Origin of the sequence: Actinomadura sp. NTSP31, from assembly GCF_041951385.1 — a bacterium.
In the GTDB taxonomy this organism is placed as follows: domain Bacteria; phylum Actinomycetota; class Actinomycetes; order Streptosporangiales; family Streptosporangiaceae; genus Spirillospora; species Spirillospora napierensis.
This window is the reverse complement of sequence record NZ_JBGNUT010000010.1, coordinates 26,194-49,207: the sequence shown is the minus strand read 5'-3', so window position 1 is coordinate 49,207 and position 23,014 is coordinate 26,194. Positions and strand designations below refer to the sequence as shown.

The window sequence follows — 23,014 nt, the reverse complement described above, 5'->3', positions numbered from 1 at the left end:
CGACCGTGTCCCTATCGAGGAGAGGCACATGTCCGACACCAGCACGTTGCCGGCGCTGAGCCCGAATCCCGTACGCGGGCGCCTGAACTCGGTGTTCTTCGCGCTCATGGCCGGTTACATCAACCAGCGGCTCGCCGGCCACAAGCGTGACATCTTTCCCCGGACCGGCGGCGTCGTCGCCGAGATCGGCGCCGGCAACGGCCCGAATCTGCGCTACCTGCCGCCGAGGACGATCGTGCACGCCATTGAGCCCAATCCGTACTTCCATCCGCGGTTGGAGCGTACGGCGGCCGTCCACGGCATCGACCTGACCATCCATCCGGTGCCGGGCGAGGCGATCGACCTGGAAGACGCCAGTGTGGACACCGTGATCTGCACCTGGGTGCTCTGCACCGTCCACGACCCGGCCCAGGTGCTCCGGGAGATCCACCGGGTTCTGCGGCCCGGCGGACGGTTGGCGTTCATCGAGCACGTCGCCGCGCCGCACGGCGCCGTCCGGCGCGTCCAGCGGCTGGTACGCCGGCCGTGGCAGTGGGCCTTCGAGGGCTGCCACACCGACCGGGACACCGCGGCCGCCATCCGCGCGGCCGGGTTCGCCTCGGTGGAGATCACCGAGTTCCAGTTCCGTTCCAGCTTCGTCCCGGTCCGGACGCAGATCGCCGGCATCGCCGTCCGTTAAGAGGCCGGGGGCCGCGTCATCGGCCTGCTTACCTATCGGGTTTCGCCGAAGGTCCGCCGGTAGGCGCCGGGGGTGGTGCCGAGGCGCGCCCGGAAGCGGCGGCGCAGGTTGACCGCCGAGGCGAGGCCGACCCGGGTGGCGATGGCCTCCACCGGAAGGTCGGTCCGTTCCAGCAGTACCCGTGCCGCGTCCAGGCGCCGGCCGAGCAGCCACTGTCCAGGGCTGACGCCGAGCTGCCGGGTGAACTGCCGGGCGAGAGTGCGGCTCGACAGCCCGGCGCGTTCGGCGAGCCGGGCGACGGTCAGCCGGGTGTCGAGCTGGGAGGCGGCCCATTCCAGCAATGGCGCCAACGACCCGTCCGCCTTGGCCGGGACGGGCTGGGCGACGTACTGCAGCTGGCTGCCCTCCCGATGCGGCGGCAGCACCATGTTCCGGGCGATCTGGGCGGCGTACGCCGCGCCGTGGTCGCGGCGTACCAGGTGCAGGCACAGGTCGATGCCCGCACCCGATCCGGCGCTGGTCGCCACGTCGCCGTGGTCGACGTACAGCACGTCCGGGTCTACCTCCACCTCGGGGAAGGCGGCGGCGAACTGGGCGGTGCGGCGCCAGTGGGTGGTGGCGCGGCGGCCGTCGAGCAGTCCGGCGTGGGCGAGGACGAACGCCCCCGTGCAGATGGAGACGATCCTCGCCCCGCGCCGGTGGGCGGCCCGCAGCGCCTCGGTGACGGCCGGCGGCACCGGTCTGCCGGGCGGCTGCCAGCCGGGGACGACCACGGTGTCCGCCTCCTGCAACGCCGTCAGGTCCGCGCCGACGAGGATCGGGTAGCCGCCGGTGGTCTGCAGGGGGCCGGGGCGTTCGGCGCAGATCCGGAAGTCGTAGCGGGCCGGTGCGTCCGGCGGGACGGTGCCGAAGACCTCGGCGGCACAGGCGAGTTCGAAGGGTGACTGGGGCGGGCTGAGCAGGGCCACCACCTGATGACGGTCCATGGCAGGAACATACCCATAGATGTCTTTTCGGACTCTCGGCCTGGAGGCGGACACCGGGGCACCGTGGTCCCATGAGCGAAACCACTGAGACGGGCGTGCGGAGAACCACGGTCCAGGTCGACGGCGAAACGGCCAGCTACCTGACCGCAGGGCAGGACGGCCCGGTCGTGCTGCTGCTGCACGGAACGTATTGGAGCCGGGTGTGGCTGCCGGTGTTGGGCCGCCTCGCCGAGGCAGGGCTGCGGCCCCTTGCGGTCGATCTTCCCGGACTGGGGCGCTCCGGAGGCGAACTCACCCTGGAGACGGCCACGGTCCCGGCTCTTGCGGAGTGGGTGGCGCGATTCGCGTCCGCGCTGGAGCTTTCCGGGCCGATCGCCGTGGCGGGCCATGACATCGGCGGCGCGGTCGCGCAGCATCTGCTCGTCCACGATCGGCTGGACGTGCCCCGGCTGGCCTTGGTCAACTCGGTCCTCTACGACTCCTGGCCGGCGCCCCATGTGGCCCGGTTCCGGGACCCGAAGGCCGCCGTGGCGACCACCGCCGGCGAACTTCTCGCCGCCCGCCGACAGGCCGTGAAGGCGGCGCTGGCCGGTGCCGCCACCGAGCAGCGCATCGCCGACTATGTGGACCCGTGGACCGATCCGCGGGTCCGCCGCTCCTGGCTGGCCATGGCAGGCGCAGCCGACAGCCGCTACACCCTTGAACTGGTTCCCGCGCTACAGCGGTCGGCAAAGCCCAAGTTGCTGATCTGGGGTGAAGACGACGGCTTCGAGAAAGTGGAATACGCAGAGAAGTTCGCCTCGGAGATTCCGCACACCACACTCGTGCGGATCCCGGACGCGGACCACATTCCGACCGAGAACGCCCCTGACCAGATCGCCCGCGCCCTCATCGATTTCCTCACGCCGTAATCGTCGCCGCCCTGCCCGGCGGTCGCGGAAGCCGGGCCGCTGCCCGCACACCCGGCATCCCGCCGAGGATCCCTGGTTACATGCGCTTGCATCGAGTCCCCTCCTGCGCAATAGTTGGTTTGACACAACCAACCTTTCGGGGAGGGCGCAGGGATGGAAGAGGTGTCGGCCGGCACGGACGGCCCGTCTCGCCCGCGGCGCCGGGACGTCGACGGAGTGGCGGCGGCCCTGGCCACGGTGGGCAACTGGATGTTCGCTCCGGCCACGCGGCGCAAGATCATGGCGTCGTCCGGGCTGGAGCTGTCCTTGGGGGACTACACCCTGCTGGCCCAGGTGTCGCTGCACGCGCCGGTGCGGCTGTCGGTCCTGGCGGAGCTGATGGAGGTGGACAAGTCCACCCTGTCGCCTCCGGCCAAACGCCTGGAGTCGCGCGGCCTCATCGAACGGCGCCCCGATCCGGCCGATGCCCGGGCACAGCTGGTGAGCGTCACGCGGGCCGGGAAACTCGCCATCAGCAAACTCTGGAAGGCGCGCACGGCCGCCATCGGCGCCCTGCTCGCGGACTGGGAGGCGGCGGACGTCGAGCAACTGGCCGTGAGTCTCGGCGCGCTCAGCGAAGCGATCAAGAAAGGGCCGTGAGCCCATCGCGGTTCTGACGTCCGTCCGCGCCGGGACGTAGAAGTCCCGTGCTGCCGCGACGCTGCACGCCATTCCCGATACGTCGCTGCGCTTCCATCCGCGGCGGCTGACTTCCCTTCGCCCGGACCGGGGTTGCCCGGTCCCGGCCCTCGCACGCCCGAACGCGGGTGAACGTCCCAGTTGATTTCCAGTAAGGAGTCCACACGTCATGTCCTCTTTCCCCAAGATCTTTGTGGCCGGTGCCACCGGACTGCTCGGCGGTCAGATCGTCCGAGCCCTTCTCGACCAGGGCGTTCCCGTGCGGGCCCTGGTGCGGCCCGGCACCGGCGAGGAGAAGGTCAGTGCCCTGTCCACCTCGCGGACCGGCGGTTTGGAGCTGGTCGAGGGCGACATCACCGGTCCGGTCGAGCACCTGGCCGAGGCCGTCGGCGACGCCACGACCGTGATCTCGGCCGTCCAGGGCGGCCCCGAAGTGATCGTGGACGGGCAGGCCAACCTCGTGCGCGCCGCGGAGAAGGCCGGCGCCCGGCGGTTCGTCCCGTCCGACTTCGCCGTCGACATGACCAAGCTCGATGACGGCGACAACTTCATGATGGGCTGGCGCCGGCAGGCCGCCGCCGCGCGCGTCGGCACCGCCCTCGAGGTGGTCTCCGTGCTCAACGGGGCCTTCTACGAGGTGATGACCGGTTTCATGGGGCTCATCGACTGGGAGCAGGGCACCCTGTCGCACTGGGGCGACCCCGACCAGCCGCTCGACCTGACCTCGGTGGCGGACACCGCCGCCTACACCGCCGCCGTCGCCCTCGACCCGGCCGCGTCCGGCACGCTGCGCTTCGCCGGTGAGGTCATGTCGATGCGCCAGTTCCACGATGCCGTCCAGCGCGGTTCGGGCCGCACCTTGCAGCTGCGCCACCTCGGCGCTGCCGACGACCTGCGCGCGGAGATCACCCGTCAGGCGGCCCTCACCGACAACCCGTTCGACTACGTGGCGCTGCAGTACCAGTGGTGCATGGTGAGCGGCAAAGCCAAGTTCGACAACCTCGACAACGCCAGGTACCCGCAGGTCACGCCGCAATCCCTGACCGACTTCGTACGCGCCACCGCACCCGCGCTCTGACGCGCGCCTTCGCGGAGTCGATCCTGGAAGGCTGCAAGAGGGCGTAGCCGGAGAGCGGGCTCGGCGCCCCAGCCTCGCCTGGCTGGGGCGCCGTGGTCCCGGTAGGCCGTTGTTCTGGCGGCCTACCGGGGACGGCGGCTCAGGCCGGCCGGGCGACCACCTCGCCGCCTCGCGCGGGCGCGCGTCCGGCGCGCAGCGGGAAGGCGATGAAGACGGCCACGACGCAGGGGACCACGCCGAGCAGCAGGTACGCCAGGCTGAAGCCGGGATCGGTGAAGACCTGCGGGACGTCGGAGACGACCGTGCCGCGCCCGGGCACCGTGGTGACCGTCTGGAAGGGATGGGCGGCCAGGATGGAGGACAGCAGGGCGCTGGAGACGGCGATGCCGACCGAGCCGAAGACCGAGGCCATCGCCGTGACGATGCCCGTCTGCCGGGCGGAGACGGAGTCGATGAGGATGTTCGGGAACGAGGCCAGGTGGAATCCGGTTCCCAGGCCGAACAGGACGCCGATGGCGACCTGCAGCTGCCACGTGGAGTGCCAGTTGATCCACAGCGCGCAGGCCGCTCCGGTGGCGACGACACCGATGATCAGCGGGATCCGGGCGCCGAGCCGCCGGCAGAGCCAGCCGCACACCATGCCGAAGACCATCGAGAACACCGCGGTCCAGATCGTGATGTGGACGGCCATGTCGAGGACCGAGTAGCCCGCCCCGTAACTGATGTCGCCTCGGAAGCTCATCATGTCGGAGATGACGGGCACCGGGGTGTGGCTCTTGGCGGCCGCCCCCTCCACGATCTGCTGCTTGAGGTCGCTCTCCTTCGGCGTCTGGAACATGTACGGGACCAGGATGGAGATCTGCGCCTGCACCGACGCGAGCAGGAAGGCCACCGCGTAGATGATCGAGACCGCGGGCATGCGGAGGATGCTCAGATCCAGCATCGGCGCGGCGGCCCTGCGCTCCCAGGCGAAGAAGGCGGCGAGGATCACCAGGCCCGCGGCGAGGTAGGCCAGGGAGCCGGCGTCGCTCCAGCCCCAGCTGCTCCCCTCGCTCAGGTAGATGAGCGTCACGCCGATGCCGACGCCGAACAGCACCGCTCCGACGACGTCGAAGCGCTGCCGTGCGCGCAGCGGTGACTCGGGGACGAGGAAGGCGACGAGGACGGCCAGCACGGCGGTGTAGATGGTGAGGAACCAGAAGACCGACCGCCAGCTGAAGTGGTCGGTCATCGCGCCGACCACGGGCGGGCCGATGATCGCGGCCCCGCCGACCCCGCTGCCGATGACGGCCACGGCGATGGGGACCCACTTGCGGGGCATGATGTCGCGAAGGAGTCCGTAGTTCACCGCGACCATCCCCCACGACACCGCCTCGATGCCGCGCCCGGCCAGGAAGAGGGGCCAGCTGGACGTCAGCGCGCACAGCAGCGAACCCGCGACGAACAGCACGGCGCACGCCAGCAGCAGGACCTTCTTGCCGTACATGTCGGCGGTCTTGCCGATGATGGCGATGGTGGCGCCGCTGACGACGCCCTGGATGGTGAGGATCCAGGCGATGTTGTGACCGGAGTTCGGGAACGACTGGCCGATCTTCGGCATGACCGCCGAGACCATGAGCGACTGGAGGGGCACGATCTCGGTCAGCAGGACGAGCAGGGCGAGGACCGCGACCAGGCGCAGCGGCGAGGCACCGGTGAGCCGGCCGGCGTCCTCCTCGGCCGCCGAGGGCGGGCCGGGTTCGCGGCCCGTTTCCGAGGCGGCGATTTCTTCTGTCATGAACTTCCTCCGCTCCTGCGGGAGATGACCGCCGCGGGAACGCGGCGGCCTTCCGGGGGTGGGCAGCGCCGGGTCCGGCCCGTACCGGTTACCGGTGCGGCCCGTCGCCCGAGCGCTGGGGAGCAGTCACGTTGGAGAGCGCCGCAACGAGATTCGCGTTGCGGCCGGGAAACGCGGCGGTGTCCGCCGCGGCTGCGAGAACCTCGGTTCCCTGGTCGTCATGCGCGGTCCGGATGCCGGGAGGCCTTGTCCCCCGGCCTCCGGTTCCTCGCGGTCGTATGGTAACTTCGATATCGACTTCGATATTGCTGGGCCGACGAATCCACGTCAAGACCCAGCGGGCCACCACTTGAGCGTCGACCAGAGGCTTCTGAGCACGCGTTCGCCTGCCAGGGGCCGCCCCCGTCCGAGACGAACCACCGACCGGGCGCGAGCCCGCAACCGCCATGGAGGCCTCAATGGACATCGGTCTGCATCTCGGCTCCGTCAACCCGCGCTGGTGGGCGGAGGTCGCCGCGGAGGCCGATCGGCTGGGGTTCGAGTCGCTGTGGATCCCCGAACACCTCGTCGTCCCGCTCAGCGCCGCGGGAAGTCCCCACCACGGTGCCGACCATCCGCCCATCCCGCCGGATATCCCGGCGTTCGACGTCTTCGGGGTGCTCGGCCACCTGGCCGCGAGGACGACGCGGATCCGCCTCGGTACCTGCGTGTACAACATCGGGCTGCGGCATCCGTTCGTGACGGCGCGCGGAGCGACGACCGTGGACGTGCTGTCGGGGGGACGGCTGGCGCTCGGCATCGGCGCCAGCTGGCTGCGCGCGGAGTGGGAGGCCGTCGGCCTGGACTTCGACCGGCGCGGGGCGCGGGTCGACGAGACGATCACCGTGTGCCGGCGCCTGTGGAGCGAGAAGGTCGTGGAGCACCACGGTGAGTTCTTCGACTTCGAGCCGGTCGCGTTCGAGCCCAAGCCCGTACAGGAGGGCGGCCCCGCCCTGCACATCGGCGGCGACGGGGCCGCGGCGCTGCGCCGCGCGGCCACCGTCGGCGCGGGATGGATGCCGATGAACCATGCCCTGGAGGACCTGCCCCGATCCCTGGCCCGCTTGCGGGAACTGGCCGACCAGGCCGGAAGGCGGAGCCCGATCGAGGTCACCCTTCCCGCTGCGGGCGCGGTCTCGAGCCCGGAGGACGTCGAGCGCCACATCGAGGCCGGGGTCACTCGCCTGATCGTGACGCCGTGGACCAGTTCGCGGGAGGCGTTCGACGGGATGCGGCGCTTCGCCGACGAGGTGCTCACCCCCTTGCAGGCCTTGTCCTAGCCACGGGAGGGCCCGCCGGCGGCTCGGCGGCGGCTCGGCGGGCCCTAGACCCTCACACGGTCGCGCTCTCGACCCGCGCGACCAGTTCCCGGCGGAGGATCTTGCCCGTGGGCGAGGTCGGGAACGCGTCGACCGTGATCACCTGGTCGGGGGTCTTGGAGCCGCGAAGCCGTTCGCGGACCCAGGCGCGCAGCTCGGCCTCGTCCAGGGTCCGACCTGGGCGGGCGATGACGAACGCGCCGATGCGGTGGCCCCACTCGGCGTCCGGGATTCCGGCCACCACGCAGTCGAGCACCGCGGGATGGGCGTTGACCACGTCCTCGATCTCGGCGGGGGCGATGTTCTCCCCGCCGCGAATGATCGTGTCGTCCGCGCGCCCGCGCACGAACAGGTAACCGGCCTCGTCGAGGTAGCCGCGATCACGGGTAGGGAACCAGCCGTCGGCGCGCACCGCCCGGCCGGCCTCCAGATACTCCCCGGCGACCTGACCGCCGCGCACGACGATGTCGCCGACGACCTGCGGGCCGACCGGGCGGCCGTCCTCGTCGTGGATCTCGATCTCCACGTTGGGCAGCGGCCTCCCGACCGACCCGAGCCGGGCGCGGACGCCCGGGTCGGCGCTCGACGCCGCCTCGCGGTGGTCCTCCGGCCCGAGGACGGCGATGGACGAGGCGGTCTCCGTCAGGCCGTAGGCGTTGACGAAACCGGTGTCGGGGAAGAGCCGCAACGCCTTCTCGACCACCTCGCCGGAGACCTTCGCACCGCCGTAGGAGAGCGACCGCAGGCAGGACGGCCCCGGGGCGCCCCGGGCCTCCAGTTCTGCGATGATCCGCACCAGCATCGTCGGCACCACCATGGCGTGCGTGACCCGCTCCCGCTCGGCCAGGTCGAGCCACGCGTCCGGCGTGAATTTGTCGAGGTAGACGATCCGGCGTCCGCAGTAGAGATTCGACAGCGCGTTGGCGACCGCCGCGATGTGGTACGGCGGCACGCACACCAGCGTCGCGTCGTCCTCCCCTGCGCTTCCGTACTCGACCGACCCGAAGATATAGGCGGCCAGGTTGGCATGGCGGAGCACGGCGCTCTTCGGCGCGGCGGTCGTACCGCTCGTCATCAGCAGCACCGCCACGGACTCGGCGTCGATCTCCCCCGCGTCCCGCGGAGTCGCCTTCGCGGCCGGCAGGGAGAGGAAGTCGTCCACCCTGATGGTCGCGGCGTCCTGGACCCGCTGCGGGTCATCGGTCACCACGAGCGGGTCGTCCTGGCGGCCCAGCACGTCGGCGAGCTGGCCGTCCCCGTAGCGGTAGTTGAGCGGCAGGAACGGCACGCCCGCCAGCGTGGCGGCGAACAGCGCCACGGGGAAGGCAGGGCCGTTCGGCCCCAGGTAGAGCAGCCGGTCGGCGCCGGCCGAGGCGATGCGCGCCGCTCCGGCCGCCGCCCTCTCCCGGAGCGCCGCGGCGGTCATGCCTCCCGCCCGGTCGCCGATCAGGACCCGGTCGGCGGAACCGTCGGCGACCATGTCCAGGATGACCGCGAGGTTCACCGCGCCCCCCGCCTGATCTGGTTGAACGGCATCCCGCGGTCCGCGGCCTGCTCCCGCGGCATCCCCAGCAACCGCTCGCTGATGAGGTTCCGCGCCATCTCCGAGCTGCCGCCGCCGAGACTTCCGGCCTGGCGGCACAGATAGTGGAGCCCCACGTCCTGGAAGGCGTTCCCCGCGGAAGCCACGGCCACCGACGCGCCGGCGGCCCGCACCAGGGCGTCGGCGTGCGCCTCGCTCTCCTCCGCGTGGAACAACCGCGGCACCGACGCCGCCGTCGGAGGAAGGTGACCGCCCCCGATCCCCGCGGAGACGCGCTCGACCAGCTGCTCGTGGACGGTCGACATCACGATCGCCTCGCCGACCGTCCGCCGCACATCGGGATCGGCGGCGCGCCCGGTCCGCCTGACCAGGTCGACGATGTCGGGACGCGGCCTGGTCGGCGGCTGGGCGTAGCCGCTGGTGTAGATCGAGCCGCCCCCGACGGCGGTGCGCTCGTGGTAGAGCTGCCGTGACGCCACCGTCCAGCCGTCGTTGACGCGGCCGACGACGTGCTCCGGTCCGAGGACGACGTTGTCGAAGAACTCCTCGCAGAACTCGTCCGTGCCGTCCGCCATCCGGATGCGGTTCATCGTCAGCCCCGGGGCGCGCGTCGGCATGAGGAACATCGTGAGCCCGTCGTGCTTCGGCTTCTCGGGATCGGTGCGCGCGAGGCAGAGGCCGTAGTCGGCGCCGTAGGCGAAGGTGCTCCAGATCTTGGCGCCGTTGACCACCCAGTTCTCCCCGTCCCGTTCGGCGCGGGTGATCAGGCCGGCGAGATCCGAGCCGCCGCTCGGCTCGGAGAGGAACTGGCACAGCACCTCCTCGCCCCGGATCGCCGCCCCGATGTGCTCGCGCTTCTGCTCCTCGCTGCCGACGTCCAGCAGCGTCGCGCAGCAGATGCTGAACGACGGGATGTTCAGCACGATCGGCATCTCGTAGCCCTCGGCCTCCTCGCTGAAGGCCTGCTGGTAGGAGTGCGGTAGACCGAGCCCGCCGTACTCCTCGGGGAAGCAGATCCCCGCGAAGCCGCCGGCGTGGAGCCTGCGCTGCAGTTCCCGGGCGCGGTCCCAGTGGGCGGGGTCGTCCCCGCTGAGCCGCGCCGCGTCCGTGTCCAGGCGCGGCATGTTGTCCGCGAGCCAGGCCCGCGCGCGGGCGCGGAACGACTCGATGCTCTCGGTGGTGCCGGTCATGGGTTCCGCCTTTCCGACGTCAGAGCCCGGCAAGGCCGGCGACGCGCCGGCGGTGCTCGTCGGGAGTGCCGTACAGCGAGTGGTCCGCCGTCGCACGGCGCAGGAACAGATGCAGGTCGTGCTCCCAGGTGACCCCGATCCCGCCGTGGATCTGGACGCAGTCCTGGAGGACGGTCAGCGACCGGTCCCCCACGAAGGCCTTGGCGACGCTGACCAGCTTCGCCGCCTCGGCGGTCTCCTCCTGCACCGCCGCGGCGGCCGCGGACGTCGTGGCCTGGCATGCCTCGATCCACGTCCGCATGTCCGCGAAGCGGTGTTTCAGTGCCTGGTAGGAGGCGATCGGCCGGCCGAAGGCGTACCGGTCGAAGGCCCACCGCAGCGTCGCGTCGAACATGCGGACCAGCCCCCCGCAGACCTCCGCGCACTGGACGACCAGCGCCACCTGGAGCTGCCGTTCCACCGCCCGGGCATCTCCGGGCCGCCCGACCAGCGCGGACCCAGCGACCTCAACACCGTCGAACCGCACCGCGCCGAACTTGCGGGCCAGATCGAGGCTCCACTGCGGTTCGACGGTCACCCCGTCCGCCCCCGCAGGGACGAGGAACTGCGCGGTGCCGCCGGGCGTGGCGGCGGTCACCAGCAGCAGGTCCGCCTGCCCCGCCGCCTCGACGCGGTCCTTGGTCCCGTCCAGCCGGAAGCCGCCGCCGTCGAGCGGCGATGCGGTCACCGCCGGAGCGAGCGGATTCCACTGCCCTCCCGGCTCGTACACCGCCCACGAGGCGATGCCCTCCCCCGTCACGAGAGCCTCGATCTCCTCGCTGTGGTCGGGCCCGGTGCCGTGCGCCGCCACCAGGCCGGCCAGCACCACGTTGGTCGCGAGCAGGGCTCCCGGAGCGAGACCCGTGCCCAGTTCCTCGGCGAGCAGCGCCAGGTCGCGCACCCCGTTCCCGGAGATGCTGCCGCCGCCCAGTTCCTCCGGGACGAGCAGCGCCGTCCAGCCCAGCTCCGCGGCCCGCGCCCACCAGTCCCGATCGAACCCGACCATCTCCTCACCTGTGCGGCGGATGCGGTCGAGCGGATATTCCTTGTCCAGGAAGTCCCTGGCCGTCGCCAGGAACAGTTTCTGGTCCGAGGAGAGCTCGAACTCCATGACCCGATCCTTTCCGAAAGACTGCCCGACCGCGCCGCCGCGTCAGATGCCGGAAGACATACGGCCTTCCACGGTCATACCGGAGTGAGCACCACCACGGGAATATGGCGGTCGGTGCGCGTCTGGTAGACGTCGTAGTTGGGCCATTGACCGGTCATGATCCCCCACAGCCGGGGTCGTTCTTCCGCGGTGGCCGTACGTGCGGCCACCTGGAAGCGCTCCGCCCGCACCTGGATCTCGGCCTTCGGGTCCGCTTCCAGATTCCGGTACCACTCCGGGTGCTCCGGAGAACCGCCCTTGGACGCGATGACGAGGTAGTCCTCGGCGTCGCGGCCGAAAATGAGGGCGGACGTCCGGGGCTGACCGCTCTTACGCCCCGTCGTTGTCAGCAGAAGGGTCGGCACACCGTTCCACAGATAACCGACCTCGCCATCTGTCTCCCGGTAACGGCGGACGTGCTCGGCCCCGACGAGTCCGATGTCGGGCGCCTTGTAGCCGGGCTCTTTGTCGCTCATCAGCACCTCTCTTATCCGAAGACCACGGGGATTTCGGTGACACCGCGTTCGTACATGCCGATGAAACGGGGCGCCTCGGCCCCCGAATCCAGCCGGAGGTCCGGGAGCCGGTCGAGCAGGGCCCCGATCCCGGTGCTGATCTCGGCTCGGGCCACGTGCATGCCGAGGCAGATGTGCGGGCCGCCGCCGAACGCGAACGACGCCCTCATCGGCCGGGTGATGTCGAACTCGTCCGGCCGGTTCCACCGGGCCGGGTCCCGGTTCGCCGCGCCCAGGCACAGGTGCAGGACCGAGCCCTCGGGGAGGCGCGTGCCCTCCAGTTCGACGTCGCGGGTCACGTACCGCGAGAACATCGGGTCGGTCGGCATCCAGCGCAGCGCCTCCTCGATCGCCGGGCGCAGCTTCGACCGGTCGTCCCTGATCCGCCGCAGCAGGTCCGGGCGCTGGAGCAGGGCGGTGAGCGTGATGCCCATCTGCTTCCACGTCGTGCCGGATCCCGCCAGCAACAGCAGCAGCGCGAAGGAGTAGATCTCCGCGTCGCTGAGCCGGTGCGTGCCGCCGTCCTCGTCCTTGACCTCGGCCTCGACCAGCACGCTGATCAGGTCGTCCTGGGGCGCCTCGCGGCGGGCGGCGACGACCGGCCGCAGCATCTCCACGATCTCCATCGGACGGCCCAGCGCCTCGCGCATGTCGAGCGCCTGCTCGACCGGAACGCCGAAGCTGCCGGTGATCGTCAGCACCGGGATGGCCGCGCAGAAGTCGACGTTCAACTCGGCGCGGCCTTCGCCGGCGAACCCGTCGATCAGCGAGTGGACCGTCCGCTCGATCCAGTTGGTGATCCACCAGCGGGCCCTGGCGGGCACGAAGGAGGGCTGCACCAGCGCGCGGTAGCGCCGGTGCTGGTCGCCGCCCATCGACAGCATGCTGTTGGTCACGTCGGTGCCGCCGGTGGGATCGACGGCCGCCGGCGAGGAGGCGAACACCTCCGGGTTGCGGTACGCCTGGTCCAGGGCCGCATGGCTGAAGGCCGAGAAGTGCGGCCGGTCGGGCTCCGGCAGCCCCTGGAAGAAGGCCGACCCGGGGTAGCCCGTCAGCTCGTGGACGGTGCCGTCGTGCACCGAGCCGCTCTCCCGCAGCTTCCGCCACACCGGGTACGGGTCGGCGGTGAAGTCGCCGCCCGCGCGGGCGTTGTAGCTGCTGCGCAGGTCGAACAGCGTCCGGATCCGCTCGCGGTCCAGGACCTCGCTCTCGGTCATCCCGTCACCTCGCCACGTATCCGCCGTCGACCGGCAGCAGGACGCCCGTGATGTTGGCCGCCCGGTCCGAGACCAGATAGACGGCGGCCTCGGCGCAGTCCTCGGCGGTGATCGGGCGGCCCAGCGGGTGCGAGGCACCGACCTGCCGGGCCGCTTCCTCCTGTGCGGCGGCGTCGCCGTTGCGGAGGCCTCCCGCCGCCATGAAGTTGGTGTACGGCATCCCCGCCGGGCAGATCGCGTTCACCCGGATGCCGAACGGGGCGCCCTCGATCGCGACCGCACGGGTCAGCTGGTGCACGGCGCCCTTGGTGGCCCCATACACCGAGCCGCCCCAGCCGACGAGGCCCGCCACGGAACCCGTGTTGAGGATGGCGCCGCCGTCCGCCTGCTCCTTGAACCGGAGGACGGCGTGCTTGCATCCGAGGAAGACCCCGCGCAGGTTGACCGCGGTCAACCGCTCGAAGTCCTCCACCGTGTGGTCCTCCAGCCGGGCGCCCAGGCGGGGCGTGGGGATGCCGACGTTGTTGAACAGGACGTCCAGCCGGCCGAAGTTCTCCACCGCGGCGCCGAGCATCGCGACGACGTCGTCCTCCGCGGAGACGTCGGCCTTCACCGCCACGGCGGACCCGCCCGCCTCCGCGATCAGCTTCACCGTCTCCTCGACCCGTTCGAGGCTGATGTCGGCGCAGACCACACGCGCGCCCTCCTCGGCGAAGCGCAGGGCCGAGGCGCGGCCGACGCCCGATCCCGCACCGGTGACCACCGCGCTCTTTCCGTCAAGCAACATCCGCTTCACGCTCCGTCCTCGTCCGGCAGCAAGCTCAGGGCGCCCGTCGGGCACGCCTCGACAGCGGTCTCGACCACGTCGGCCGGGTCGCCCGCGGGGTCGCGGACGATCGCCTTGGCCTGGTCGTCGTGGGCGAAGGTGCCCGGCGCGTAGACCAGGCACATGCCGCTGCCGAGGCACAGCCCCCGGTCCACGGCGACGCGGGCCCCCATCCTCAGGCCTCCGCCTTGGCGGGGGGCTCGGCGGGGGTGAACCGGTAGAGCCGCTCGGCGTTGCCGCGCAGGATCTTGTACTGCGTCTCCTCCGGCAGGCCGCGCATCGTCCTCCGCGCGACCTCGATGCTGTCCGGCCAGGTGGTGTCGGAGTGGGGGTAGTCGGTCTCGCACATGATGTTGTCCTCGGGGATCACGCCGAGGCCGATGCTGGCGATGGCGTGCTCGTCCTCGATGACGCAGCCGAAGACGTGGTCGCGGAAGTCGGCCCGCAGGTCCAGGTTGTCGAGGTCGACGGTGTCGCCGCTGCCGGCGTGGTCCATGAACGTCGTGCCGCGCTTGACCCAGGCGCGCTGCTTGTCCAGCACCTGCTCGGCCCGCTCCAGGAAGTAGGGCATCCAGCCCGCCTCCCCCTCCGACAGCGCGATCTTCAGCTTCGGGTAACGCTGGAACAGCCCGCTGAACAGGAACGACAGCATCGTCCCGGAGGTGCGGGTCGCGCCCCAGGTGAGGTTGGCCATGAACGGCGCGTTCGAGCAGATCTGCGGCAGCTGCGAGGACGACCCGACGTGCATCGACACGACCATCTCCAGGTCGTTGGCCGCCGCCATGACCGGCTCCCAGTAGCCGTCCTTGTCGTGGATGGTCGGCAGCCCGAGCGGCTCGGGGTTCTCGGAGAACGCGAAGGTCGTGGCGCCCTTGCCGGCGCACCGCTCCATCTCCCTGGCGGCCAGGTTCGGGTCCCACAGCGGGATGAGGATGAGCGGGATGTAGCGGCCGGGCGCGCTCCCGCACCACTCCTCGATCATCCAGTCGTTGTAGGCCTGCAGGCACGTGAACGCGAACTCGCGGTCACTGGCCTCGTAGAAGAGCTGACCGCAGAACCGGGTGACGGACGGGAAGCACAGCGAGGCCAGGACGCCGGCCCGGTCCAGGTCCTTGAGGCGGGCCTTGGAGTCGTAGCACCCCGGCGCCATCTCGCTGTAGGGCACCGGGTCGGGGCTGAACTCCTCCTTCGACTTGCCCACCACGGCGCTGAGGCCGGAGCTGGGCATCCGCTTGCCGTCGTAGACCCAGTAGTCCATTCCGTTGTCGTCGGTCTCCATGTGCGGAGCGCGGTCGCGGTCCTTGCTCGCGACGCGGTCGACCCACACGTGGGGCGGCTCCAGCACGTGGTCGTCGACCGAGATCAGCCAGTCCAGGTTGAGGTCAGAGGCCATTTCCGTCCCTTTCTCGTCAGCGAACCCGGCCGGGTCCGCGGCACTTCCTGCGAGGTCGTCGGGGTGTTGCGGATGCGCGTTCGCGGCGGTCTCAGCGAAGGCCGCCGATGGCCAGGTGCTTCACTTCCTGGAAGGCGCGGATGCCGTCGGGCCCGCGCTCGCGGCCGAGGCCGCTCTGCTTGTAGCCGCCGCTCGGCGCGTAGGCGCTGAAGACGGAAGCGTTGACGTTGACGGCTCCGGTCCGCAGGCGGCGGGCCACGGCCGTCGCCGCGGCCACGTCGGCGCCGTAGACCTGGCCGGACAGGCCGTAGTCGCTGTCGTTGGCCATGCGCACGGCGTCGTCGACGTCGCGGTACCCGATGACGCCGATGACCGGCCCGAAGATCTCCTCTCGTGCGGCCGGGTTGGCGTTGTCGGGCAGGTCGAGGACCGTCGGCTCGAAGAAGTAGCCGCGGTCGAGGCCCGTAGGGCGCTTGCCTCCGAAGGCCACCCGGCCGCCGTTCTCCTCTGCCAGGGCGACGTACCGCTCGCAGCGTTCGCGTTGCGCGGCGCTGATGACCGGCCCCATGAGAGCGGTGCGGTCGGTGGGAGGCCCCACCTTGATCTCCGCGTAGGCCCGCGACACCGCCTCGACGACCTCCTGCTTGCGGTCCTGCGGCACGAGCATGCGCGTCGCGGCGACGCACGCCTGGCCCGCCGTCGCCGCCACGACCGCCATGGCGCCCGCGGCGGCCCGCTCGACGGCGTCGGGCAGGTAGATCTGCGCCGACTTCCCGCCGAGCTCCAGGGCCACCCGCTTCACGGTCGGCGCGGCCTGGGCGAGGATGCTGCGCCCGACCGCGGTGGAGCCGGTGAAGGACACCATGTCCACGGCGGGATGGCCGGTGAGCAGCTCCGCGCCGGCGGCGCCCGGCTCCACCACCACGCTCAGCACGCCCTGCGGCAGCCCGGCCACCTCGGCGGCGGCGCCGAACATCAGCGAGGAGATCGGCGTCAGCGGGCTGGGCCGCAGCACCACCGAGTTGCCCGCCATCAGCGCCGGAATGATCTTCTGCACGCCCATGATGAGGGCCGCGTTGTACGGCGTGATCGCCGCCACCACGCCGACCGGCTCGTGGCGGCGGATGCTCAGCGTCGCCCCGCTCCGGACGAGTTCGTCGACGGGCACGGGGTTGGACTCCTCGTGCCGCATCGACAGGTAGAGGTCGATCGTGTTCCGCGCGAGCATCAGGGAGGCGCCGAGCTGCGTCCCCTCCGCGAAGAAGACCGGCTGCCCCGCCTCGGCGACGATCGTGGAGACGAGCGCCTCCCGGGTGTCCTCGATGTGGTCGAGGAACGTGTGCAGCATGTCGGCCCGCTCCCAGGCCGGCATGTCCGCCCAGACCCCGCTGTCGAAGCTGCGGCGCGCCTCGGTGATCGCCCGCTCGACCTCGTCGGCGGGCAGGGCGGACACGTCCCCCACGGGCGACTCGTCCGCCGGGTTCTCCACGGTGAAGGTGTCGTCGCCGTCGACCCATTTGCCGGCCACGTACGAGCACCAATGAGGAATGGCTGCCACGGACTGGTCCTCTCTCTCCACTGACGGTCAGAACGGTTCGGCGCTGTAGACGACGGCGCCGCCATAGTGCGGCGAGGACTGGCAGGCGACGCCGACGGTCGCCTTCGGCCGCTGCCGCTCGCCGGCGCGGCCGGCGAGCTGGAGGTAGCACTCGAGCATCTGCGGGATGCCGTGCATCCGGCCGTTGCCGAGCGCCCCGCCGCCCGAGAGGACGGGCAGGCCGTCCGGGCTGTCGCTGTCGATCCGTCCGTCCTGGACGAACCGGTGGGCCTCCCCCGCCGGGCAGAACCCGAGGACCTCCAGCCAGAACCAGACGAACGGCGAGAAGCCGTCGTAGAGCTGCGGCAGGTCCACGTCGTCCGGGCCCACTCCGGCGTGCTCCCACAGCCGGCGGGCGGTCTCGGCGCCGCCGTCGATGATGTCGTCGAGCGGCCAGTGCAGCGGCAGGCGTCGCGCGGGCGGGGCGCTGTGCGCGTAGCCGCTGACGTACACCGGCTTGTGCGGCAGATCGCGGGCACGCTCGGCGGAGGTGAGCACGAAGGCCGCGACGCCGTCGACGGGTATGTCGCAGTCGTAACGGCAGACCGGGTCGACGAGGGTGGGGGCCGCCAGGTACTCCTCGGCGGTCAGCGGCTTTCCATGCCAGTACGACCACGGGATCCGGGACCCGTTCTTGCGCGCCTCCACCAGCACGGCCGCCATCGACTCCCGGGTGGCCCCGTAGCGCTGGAGGTACTCGTTGTACGGCAGTGCGATCATCGCCAGCGGCCCGAAGTAGCCCGCCGGAGCGGTCCACTGCTGCGGCCCTTCGATGCTCTGCGTGGAGTTGCCGTGGTAGCTGCCCCGGGGGTTGTGCAGCGCCCGGTAGAAGAGCACGTGATCGGCGGCACCGCTCGCCACGGTGTTGACCGCCAGGGCCATCGCACCCGAGACCTGGCCGATCCCTTGGAAGCCGGCGACATAGCGCGGGTCGGCACCCAGATGTTCGGCCATCCAGCCGGCCGTCACCGTGCTGACCCCGTCCTGCACGGCATGCGAGCCCGCCGTGGGGAACAGCGATGCGGCCACGATGCCGTCCACGTCCTTCAGGTCCAGCCCGGCGTCGGCGATCGCCTGACGGGCCGTGTCGACGGCCAGGGCGCCCAACGGCCGCTCGGCATGTCTCTGCACCGGGCTCTGGGCGTAGCCGACGAGGGCGACCTTGTTGCTCGCCGCGAACCTTCCGCTCATTCGTCCGCCTCCGCGTCGCGCGCGGCGCCGAGCCGGAAGGCGGGCACGGCGACTCCGGGAGCGACGTCCTCGAAGGCAACTTCCACGGGAGCCCCGACCCGCACGGGCGCCTCCGGGCCGTCGAGGAGCCTGCCGATCATCCGCAGCCCCGGCTGTTCGGCCAGCTCGACGTCGACCAGCATGAACGGAAGGTCCGCTTCGAAGCCGGGCAGGAAGGACTGGCGGACGACGGTCCACGACCTGACCGCGCCGCGACCGCTGACCGGAACGAACGCGAACGCCGGGTCGGTGCTGCCGCAATGGGGGCAGGTCTGGCCGGGCGGGATCGTCAGCGACCCGCATCGGGAACAGCGGGCGAGGGCGAGGACGTGGCGCGCCGCCGCCGCCCAAAAGGGGGCGGAGCTTTCGTCCGGTACCGGGAGCGGACGTCCCGTGGCCTGGTGCGTCGTCGTCACGGGATGGCTCCGGCGTCCTTCAGCGCGGCGATGTCCTCCCACGTCCGTCCCAGCTCCAGGAGCACCGTCTCGGTGTGCTCGCCGTGCTCGGGCGCGCGGCGCAGGTCGGGCGGCCGCTCGTCGAACTGCACGGGGACGGTCGGCAGCGAGTACGTCACCTCGCCATCGGCCACCTGGCCGAGGTAGCCGTTCGCCAGCACCTGCGGGTCGTCGAGCAGCTCCTCCACGGCCTGGACGGGAGCCCAGGGCGCGTCGATCCCGGCGAGCAGGTCCTTCCACTCCGCGAAGGTCCGCCTGCCGAACTCCGCCTCCAGTTCCGCGACGCATGCCTTCCGGTTCTCCCTCCGGGCGGCGAGATCGGCGAAGCGCGGATCGTCGATCAGTTCCTCGCGGCCGACCAGCCGGCAGAACTCGGCCCAGTAGCGGTCCCCCTGGAGGAAGACGAGCTGGATGTGCCGCCCGTCCTTCGTCTTGTAGGTGCCGACCAGGGGGTTGGGTGAGGCCTCCTTCCCCGCGGCGGCGCGCGGCCGTTGGCCCTGCAGCGCGGACAGCAGGTCGGACGACAGCGTCCACATCGCCGTCGCCAGCAGCGAGACGTCCACCACCGACCCCTTGCCGATCCGCTCGCGGCGGAGAAGCGCCGCGGAGATGCCGAACGCCAGCGCCATGGCGCCGTTGCGGTCGCCCATCGCTCCGCGCTGGCCGATGGGGTCCTCGCGGTCGGGAGGTGTCAGGACGTGGGCCATGCCGCCGCGCGCCCAGAACGCCGACGAGTCGTATCCGGGGAGGTCGGCGTCGGGGCCCCGCGACCCGTACCCGTTGCCGCGGGCGTAGACGAGCCGGGGGAAGCGCTCGGTCAGCGTCTCGGCGTCGAGTCCGAGCCGGGTCAGCGCTCCCGGCCGGAAATTGGTGAGGAACACGTCCGCCGTCTCCAGAAGCCGGTCGAGGACGGCCCGTCCTTCCTCCCGCCGCAGATCGAGCGCGACCGACCGCTTGCCGCGGTTGGCCAGCGCCATCGAGAGGTTGACCCCGCCGCTGTCGGTTCCGATGCCCTGAGTGGCGAGACCCCGGTAGGGGTCGCCCTCGATGCGCTCGATCCGGATGACGTCCGCTCCCCAGTCGGCCAGCAGCGCGCCTGCGACGGGAACGAACACCCACTGCGCCAATTCGACGACGCGCAGGCCTTCGAACGCTCCTTCGTCCACCAGAGACCTTCCTTTCCGTTGCGTGCGGCAGGGCGGCGAGCCGGGCGGGCCGTACCTTCCGGCCGGAGCCGGAATCGGCAATGGCCACTCAGGCGATTCGGAGCATGGGAAATGGCGTGGGCCCGCTGATCGGCGGCCGCGCGGGGTCTTGCCGGCTCACCGGCGAGGCGGATCGCTCGGCCTCCATGCGCGGCTGCTCCGGCGGCGCGACCCCCGCGGTCCGTTTGCGGGTGGTCCAGAATTTCGGGGGGGAAGTGGGGTGGGTGTGCTAGTATTTGAGCACCAATGATTAAATGATAGCAATCGCCTCCTCGCTTCGCTAGAGGACGTCGACGTCGGAAAGAGAAAAATGCCGGTCAATCCGTCTCCAGCCGTCCTCAGGGCCGGCCAGCTCCTCTGGCACATGGCCCGGCGGCCGTCCGAGGCGTACTCGGTCTCCGAACTCGCCCGCATCGCGGGCATCCCGCGCGCCACCTGCGATTCCGTCCTGCAGGCTCTCGCCGAGCAGGGCCTGGTCGTCCGCCGCGAGCCCGAACTCCGCTACCAGCTGGGAGGGTTCTGCGTCGCGCTCGGCGACGCGGCGCGGGAGGCGAACCCGGTCCTCAGCGCGGCGAGCGTCGAGGCGGAGGAACTCGCGCGGAGGCTGAACGCCTGTGTCGCGGTCTCCGCACCCGTGGCGGACGAGACCCGCGTGATGGCCGTGTTCGACTGGGGCCCGCCGCTCGGAACCCGGCCTCGCCGGGGGCAGTCCATGCCGCTCGTCCCTCCCTTCGGCGCCGTCTTCGTGGCGTGGGACGACGCCGAGGCGCGGGCGTGGCTCGGGCGTGCCGACGAGAACCTCGAGGACGCCCAGCGCGACCAGTGGCGCAAGGCCCTCGACACCATCCGCCGCCGCGGACATGTCATCTCCCTGATCGGCGACCGCACCGGGGACCACGGGCCCGACTTCGAAACCCTGCTCACCACGCCGGACGCCGAGGACGCCCTGCGCCAGCGGGACGAACTGGTCGGCCTCATGCAGCACACCGAGTACTTCGCCGACGAGATCGACGACGCCGCGGCCGTGCGGCTGTCGCAGATCTCCGCGCCCGTCTTCGACGCGACCGGCCGCGCCGCGGCCTCCCTCATGCTGCTCGGGCCGCAGCACGGGCTCGCCGGCCGGGAGGTGAACGCCCTCGGGCGGCAGGTGGCCGATGCGGCCCGGCGCGCCAGCAAGGCCGCCGGCAATGGCAACGGCGCCTGACACGGCGGACGTCCGACGGAACGGAGGCGGCGCGTGGCCGGGGCCCTGCCCGGCCCTATCCGCCTGAGACGGGTTCGGCGCGCACGGCGGGCAGGACGTCCTCGATCAGGCTGCGGACGATGGTGTCGGCGCCGCCGGGGTCCGCCGCGGGCATGAGGACGAGGTGCCGCACGCCGGCGGCCGCGAAGTCCCGCAACCTGCGGGTCACCTCCGCCGGCGTACCCGCCGCGGCGACACGGTCGATCATGGCGCCGAGGTCCCGGTCATAGGTTCCGCCGAGGGCGCGAGCCGCCGCGCGGCGGGCGGCGGCGCCGTCCCTGCCGACGTTGACGAAGACGAACGCGTACCACTCGAAGCCACCGATCTCGCGTCCGGCTTCGGCGGCGAACGCCCGGATCGTCCCCACCGACGCGGCATAGCGGTCGGGTGAATACAGGTAGGGCATCCACCCGTCGCCGATCAGCGCCGCCCGGCGCATCGCCGGCCTCTTGCGTCCCCCGATGACGATGGGCGGTCCGCTCGGCTGCGCGGGCGCGGGGTGGATCCGCACGTTCTCCATCGGATAGAGGGGACCGCCGTGCGTGATCTCCTCTGCCGTCCACAGCCGCCGCAGCAGCGGGACGGCCTCGTCCAGCCGCCGGCCGCGCTCGTGCAGCGGAACCCGGCAGGCGCGGAACTCCTGCGGGTACTCGCCTCCGGCGCCGACCCCGAGGACCAGCCGGCCTCCGGTGGCCCGGTCGAGGTCCGCGACCTGCTTCGCGATGATCGCCGGCTGGTAGAGCGGCAGCAGCAGGACCGCGGTGCCGAGTCGCACCCGCTCGGTCGCCGCGGACAGCCGCGCCAGCGCCATCATCGCTTCGGTCGAGGGATTGCGCGAGGCGATGTGGCCGCCGGTCCAGAGCGAGTCGATCGGCTGCTGTTCGAGCCGGGCCGCCCGTCCGGGGTCACCGCCGACGACGAACCCGACCTTCACGCCGGGCGAGCCCGTGCTCGGCGCGGTCGCGTTCCTCATGTGCCGAAGGTCCTGGTCGTCGCCAGAGCGACGAGGCGGTCTCCGTTGCCGTGGTCTCGCAGTTCCCTGAGGACGTGCCGCGAAGCCTCCTGGCCGGCGCCGACGTTCAAAGCCGCTCCAGCACATCCGCCGGGGCGTGGTTGGCCCATCCCGTGCCCGGCCAGTTGAACCAGCCGGACGACGCGAACGTGCCGCCGTCGGGATGGAGCGTGGTCCCGGTGACGTAGGACGACAGGCCGGAGGCGAGGAACACCGCGCAGCCCGAGATGTCGCTGATCTGACCGGTCCGGCCCATGGGAATGGCGATAGGCGTCCCGACCGGCCCGAATGCCGTCTCGCCGCCGCCGGCCTTCAGGAGGTTGGGTGTGGGCGCGTAGTCGGGCGCGATGTTGTTCACCCGTATGCCGTCCGGCGCGACCTCGACGGCGAGTGTGCGGGCGAACTGCTCCACCGCGGCCTTGGCGGCGGTGTAGACGGCGTAGCCGGGCGCGGCCCGGTGCGCCTCGATGGTCGTGACGTTGATGATGCTCCCGCCCCGGCCGCCGGCCCGCATCCGCGGAACGGCCATCGAGCAGGCGTCCAGGACGTGCAGAAGGTTGGTCCGGATGATCGCGTTCCAGCCCTTGGGGGTCGTCTCCGTGAAGGGCGCCCGGAACGTGCCCCCGACCACGTTGACGAGCGTGTCGAGCCGGCCCCACCGCTGGTCCACGGCGGTGAACAGCGCTGCCAGGGCGTCGGTGTCACGCGCGTCGCCGTGGTGGACGATCGCCTCCTGTCCCCGCTCGGCGAACGCCGTCCGCAGGCCCTCCACGGCGTCACCGTCGATGTCGATCACGACCGTGCGGACGCCGTTGGCGGCCAGGTCCGCGACGATGCCCTCCCCCAGCCCGCCCGCCCCGCCGGTGATCAGCGCGACGGTGCCGCCGAGCCCGCCTCGTTCCTCGAACCAGCCCACGCTCACTCCCCTCGCC

Annotated in this window: 22 protein-coding genes; 6 read left to right on the top strand and 16 right to left on the bottom strand. The window is 71.5% G+C overall.

Annotation, left to right across the window (positions count from 1 at the left end; translation table 11 throughout):
- The first annotated feature begins 28 nt into the window (after positions 1-28).
- Positions 29-679: a class I SAM-dependent methyltransferase gene (locus tag ACA514_RS18585; protein ID WP_375042417.1), complete on the top strand. Its 651-nt coding sequence runs from the start codon at positions 29-31 to the stop codon at positions 677-679.
- Positions 680-711: 32 nt separating this feature from the next.
- On the opposite strand, the gene ACA514_RS18580 is transcribed toward ACA514_RS18585, so the two are convergent.
- Positions 712-1,665, bottom strand: coding sequence for a helix-turn-helix domain-containing protein (locus ACA514_RS18580; protein WP_375042416.1), 954 nt, complete (start codon positions 1,663-1,665; stop codon positions 712-714).
- 71 nt (positions 1,666-1,736) lie between these two features.
- Here ACA514_RS18580 and ACA514_RS18575 point away from each other — a divergent pair, with 71 nt between their 5' ends.
- From ACA514_RS18575 to ACA514_RS18565, 3 genes are all read left to right on the top strand, one after another.
- Positions 1,737-2,576, top strand: a complete 840-nt coding sequence (locus tag ACA514_RS18575) for an alpha/beta fold hydrolase (RefSeq protein ID WP_375042415.1) — start codon at positions 1,737-1,739, stop codon at positions 2,574-2,576.
- Between the two features lie 153 nt (positions 2,577-2,729).
- Positions 2,730-3,215: a MarR family winged helix-turn-helix transcriptional regulator gene (locus ACA514_RS18570; protein WP_375042414.1), complete on the top strand. Its 486-nt coding sequence runs from the start codon at positions 2,730-2,732 to the stop codon at positions 3,213-3,215.
- Positions 3,216-3,423: 208 nt separating this feature from the next.
- On the top strand, positions 3,424-4,332 hold the full coding sequence (locus ACA514_RS18565; RefSeq protein ID WP_375042413.1) for an NmrA family NAD(P)-binding protein: 909 nt from the start codon (positions 3,424-3,426) through the stop codon (positions 4,330-4,332).
- Between the two features lie 139 nt (positions 4,333-4,471).
- Here ACA514_RS18565 and ACA514_RS18560 read toward each other — a convergent pair whose 3' ends face one another.
- Positions 4,472-6,109, bottom strand: a complete 1,638-nt coding sequence (locus tag ACA514_RS18560) for an MFS transporter (protein WP_375042412.1) — start codon at positions 6,107-6,109, stop codon at positions 4,472-4,474.
- 458 nt (positions 6,110-6,567) lie between these two features.
- On the opposite strand from ACA514_RS18560, the gene ACA514_RS18555 reads away from it, so the two are divergent.
- Entirely contained in the window at positions 6,568-7,428 is an 861-nt protein-coding gene (locus ACA514_RS18555) for a TIGR03619 family F420-dependent LLM class oxidoreductase (RefSeq protein ID WP_375042411.1), read from the top strand.
- A gap of 52 nt (positions 7,429-7,480) precedes the next feature.
- Here ACA514_RS18555 and ACA514_RS18550 read toward each other — a convergent pair whose 3' ends face one another.
- The 12 genes from ACA514_RS18550 to ACA514_RS18495 all read right to left on the bottom strand — a co-directional run bounded on the left by ACA514_RS18550 (position 7,481) and on the right by ACA514_RS18495 (position 19,788).
- On the bottom strand, positions 7,481-8,971 hold the full coding sequence (locus ACA514_RS18550) for a class I adenylate-forming enzyme family protein (RefSeq protein WP_375042410.1): 1,491 nt from the start codon (positions 8,969-8,971) through the stop codon (positions 7,481-7,483).
- Entirely contained in the window at positions 8,968-10,200 is a 1,233-nt protein-coding gene (locus tag ACA514_RS18545; RefSeq protein ID WP_375042409.1) for an acyl-CoA dehydrogenase family protein, read from the bottom strand. The genes ACA514_RS18550 and ACA514_RS18545 overlap by 4 nt, the downstream gene beginning before the upstream one ends.
- Before the next feature lie 19 nt (positions 10,201-10,219).
- Positions 10,220-11,350, bottom strand: a complete 1,131-nt coding sequence (locus ACA514_RS18540; protein ID WP_375042408.1) for an acyl-CoA dehydrogenase family protein — start codon at positions 11,348-11,350, stop codon at positions 10,220-10,222.
- Positions 11,351-11,424: 74 nt separating this feature from the next.
- Positions 11,425-11,865 (bottom strand): nitroreductase family deazaflavin-dependent oxidoreductase, encoded by a 441-nt coding sequence (locus ACA514_RS18535; RefSeq protein ID WP_375042407.1) that lies wholly within the window; start codon positions 11,863-11,865, stop codon positions 11,425-11,427.
- A gap of 11 nt (positions 11,866-11,876) precedes the next feature.
- A complete protein-coding gene (locus ACA514_RS18530; protein ID WP_375042406.1) occupies positions 11,877-13,121 on the bottom strand; it encodes a cytochrome P450 in 1,245 nt (414 codons plus the stop codon).
- Between the two features lie 4 nt (positions 13,122-13,125).
- Positions 13,126-13,908 carry an SDR family NAD(P)-dependent oxidoreductase gene (locus ACA514_RS18525; RefSeq protein WP_375042405.1) on the bottom strand — a complete coding sequence of 261 codons (783 nt, stop codon included), beginning with the start codon at positions 13,906-13,908 and terminating at the stop codon, positions 13,126-13,128.
- A 5-nt stretch (positions 13,909-13,913) separates the two neighbouring features.
- The gene (locus ACA514_RS18520) at positions 13,914-14,120 is read right to left on the bottom strand and encodes a ferredoxin (RefSeq protein ID WP_375042404.1); all 207 of its coding nucleotides are present in this window, start codon (positions 14,118-14,120) and stop codon (positions 13,914-13,916) included.
- Positions 14,121-14,122: 2 nt separating this feature from the next.
- The gene (locus ACA514_RS18515) at positions 14,123-15,340 is read right to left on the bottom strand and encodes an amidohydrolase family protein (RefSeq protein WP_375042403.1); all 1,218 of its coding nucleotides are present in this window, start codon (positions 15,338-15,340) and stop codon (positions 14,123-14,125) included.
- Between the two features lie 91 nt (positions 15,341-15,431).
- Positions 15,432-16,898, bottom strand: coding sequence for an aldehyde dehydrogenase family protein (locus ACA514_RS18510; RefSeq protein WP_375042402.1), 1,467 nt, complete (start codon positions 16,896-16,898; stop codon positions 15,432-15,434).
- A 27-nt stretch (positions 16,899-16,925) separates the two neighbouring features.
- Positions 16,926-18,128 (bottom strand): thiolase family protein, encoded by a 1,203-nt coding sequence (locus tag ACA514_RS18505; RefSeq protein ID WP_375042401.1) that lies wholly within the window; start codon positions 18,126-18,128, stop codon positions 16,926-16,928.
- Complete coding sequence (locus ACA514_RS18500; RefSeq protein ID WP_375042400.1) at positions 18,125-18,583, bottom strand: Zn-ribbon domain-containing OB-fold protein; 459 nt, start codon at positions 18,581-18,583, stop codon at positions 18,125-18,127. The genes ACA514_RS18505 and ACA514_RS18500 overlap by 4 nt, the downstream gene beginning before the upstream one ends.
- Positions 18,580-19,788, bottom strand: a complete 1,209-nt coding sequence (locus ACA514_RS18495; protein ID WP_375042399.1) for a CaiB/BaiF CoA transferase family protein — start codon at positions 19,786-19,788, stop codon at positions 18,580-18,582. The genes ACA514_RS18500 and ACA514_RS18495 overlap by 4 nt, the downstream gene beginning before the upstream one ends.
- Before the next feature lie 349 nt (positions 19,789-20,137).
- On the opposite strand from ACA514_RS18495, the gene ACA514_RS18490 reads away from it, so the two are divergent.
- Positions 20,138-21,031, top strand: a complete 894-nt coding sequence (locus ACA514_RS18490) for a helix-turn-helix domain-containing protein (RefSeq protein WP_375042398.1) — start codon at positions 20,138-20,140, stop codon at positions 21,029-21,031.
- A gap of 55 nt (positions 21,032-21,086) precedes the next feature.
- Here ACA514_RS18490 and ACA514_RS18485 read toward each other — a convergent pair whose 3' ends face one another.
- Both ACA514_RS18485 and ACA514_RS18480 read right to left on the bottom strand, forming a co-directional pair.
- The gene (locus ACA514_RS18485) at positions 21,087-22,043 is read right to left on the bottom strand and encodes an LLM class flavin-dependent oxidoreductase (RefSeq protein WP_375042397.1); all 957 of its coding nucleotides are present in this window, start codon (positions 22,041-22,043) and stop codon (positions 21,087-21,089) included.
- A 106-nt stretch (positions 22,044-22,149) separates the two neighbouring features.
- Positions 22,150-22,998: an SDR family NAD(P)-dependent oxidoreductase gene (locus ACA514_RS18480; protein ID WP_375042396.1), complete on the bottom strand. Its 849-nt coding sequence runs from the start codon at positions 22,996-22,998 to the stop codon at positions 22,150-22,152.
- Between the last annotated feature and the right edge of the window lie 16 nt (positions 22,999-23,014).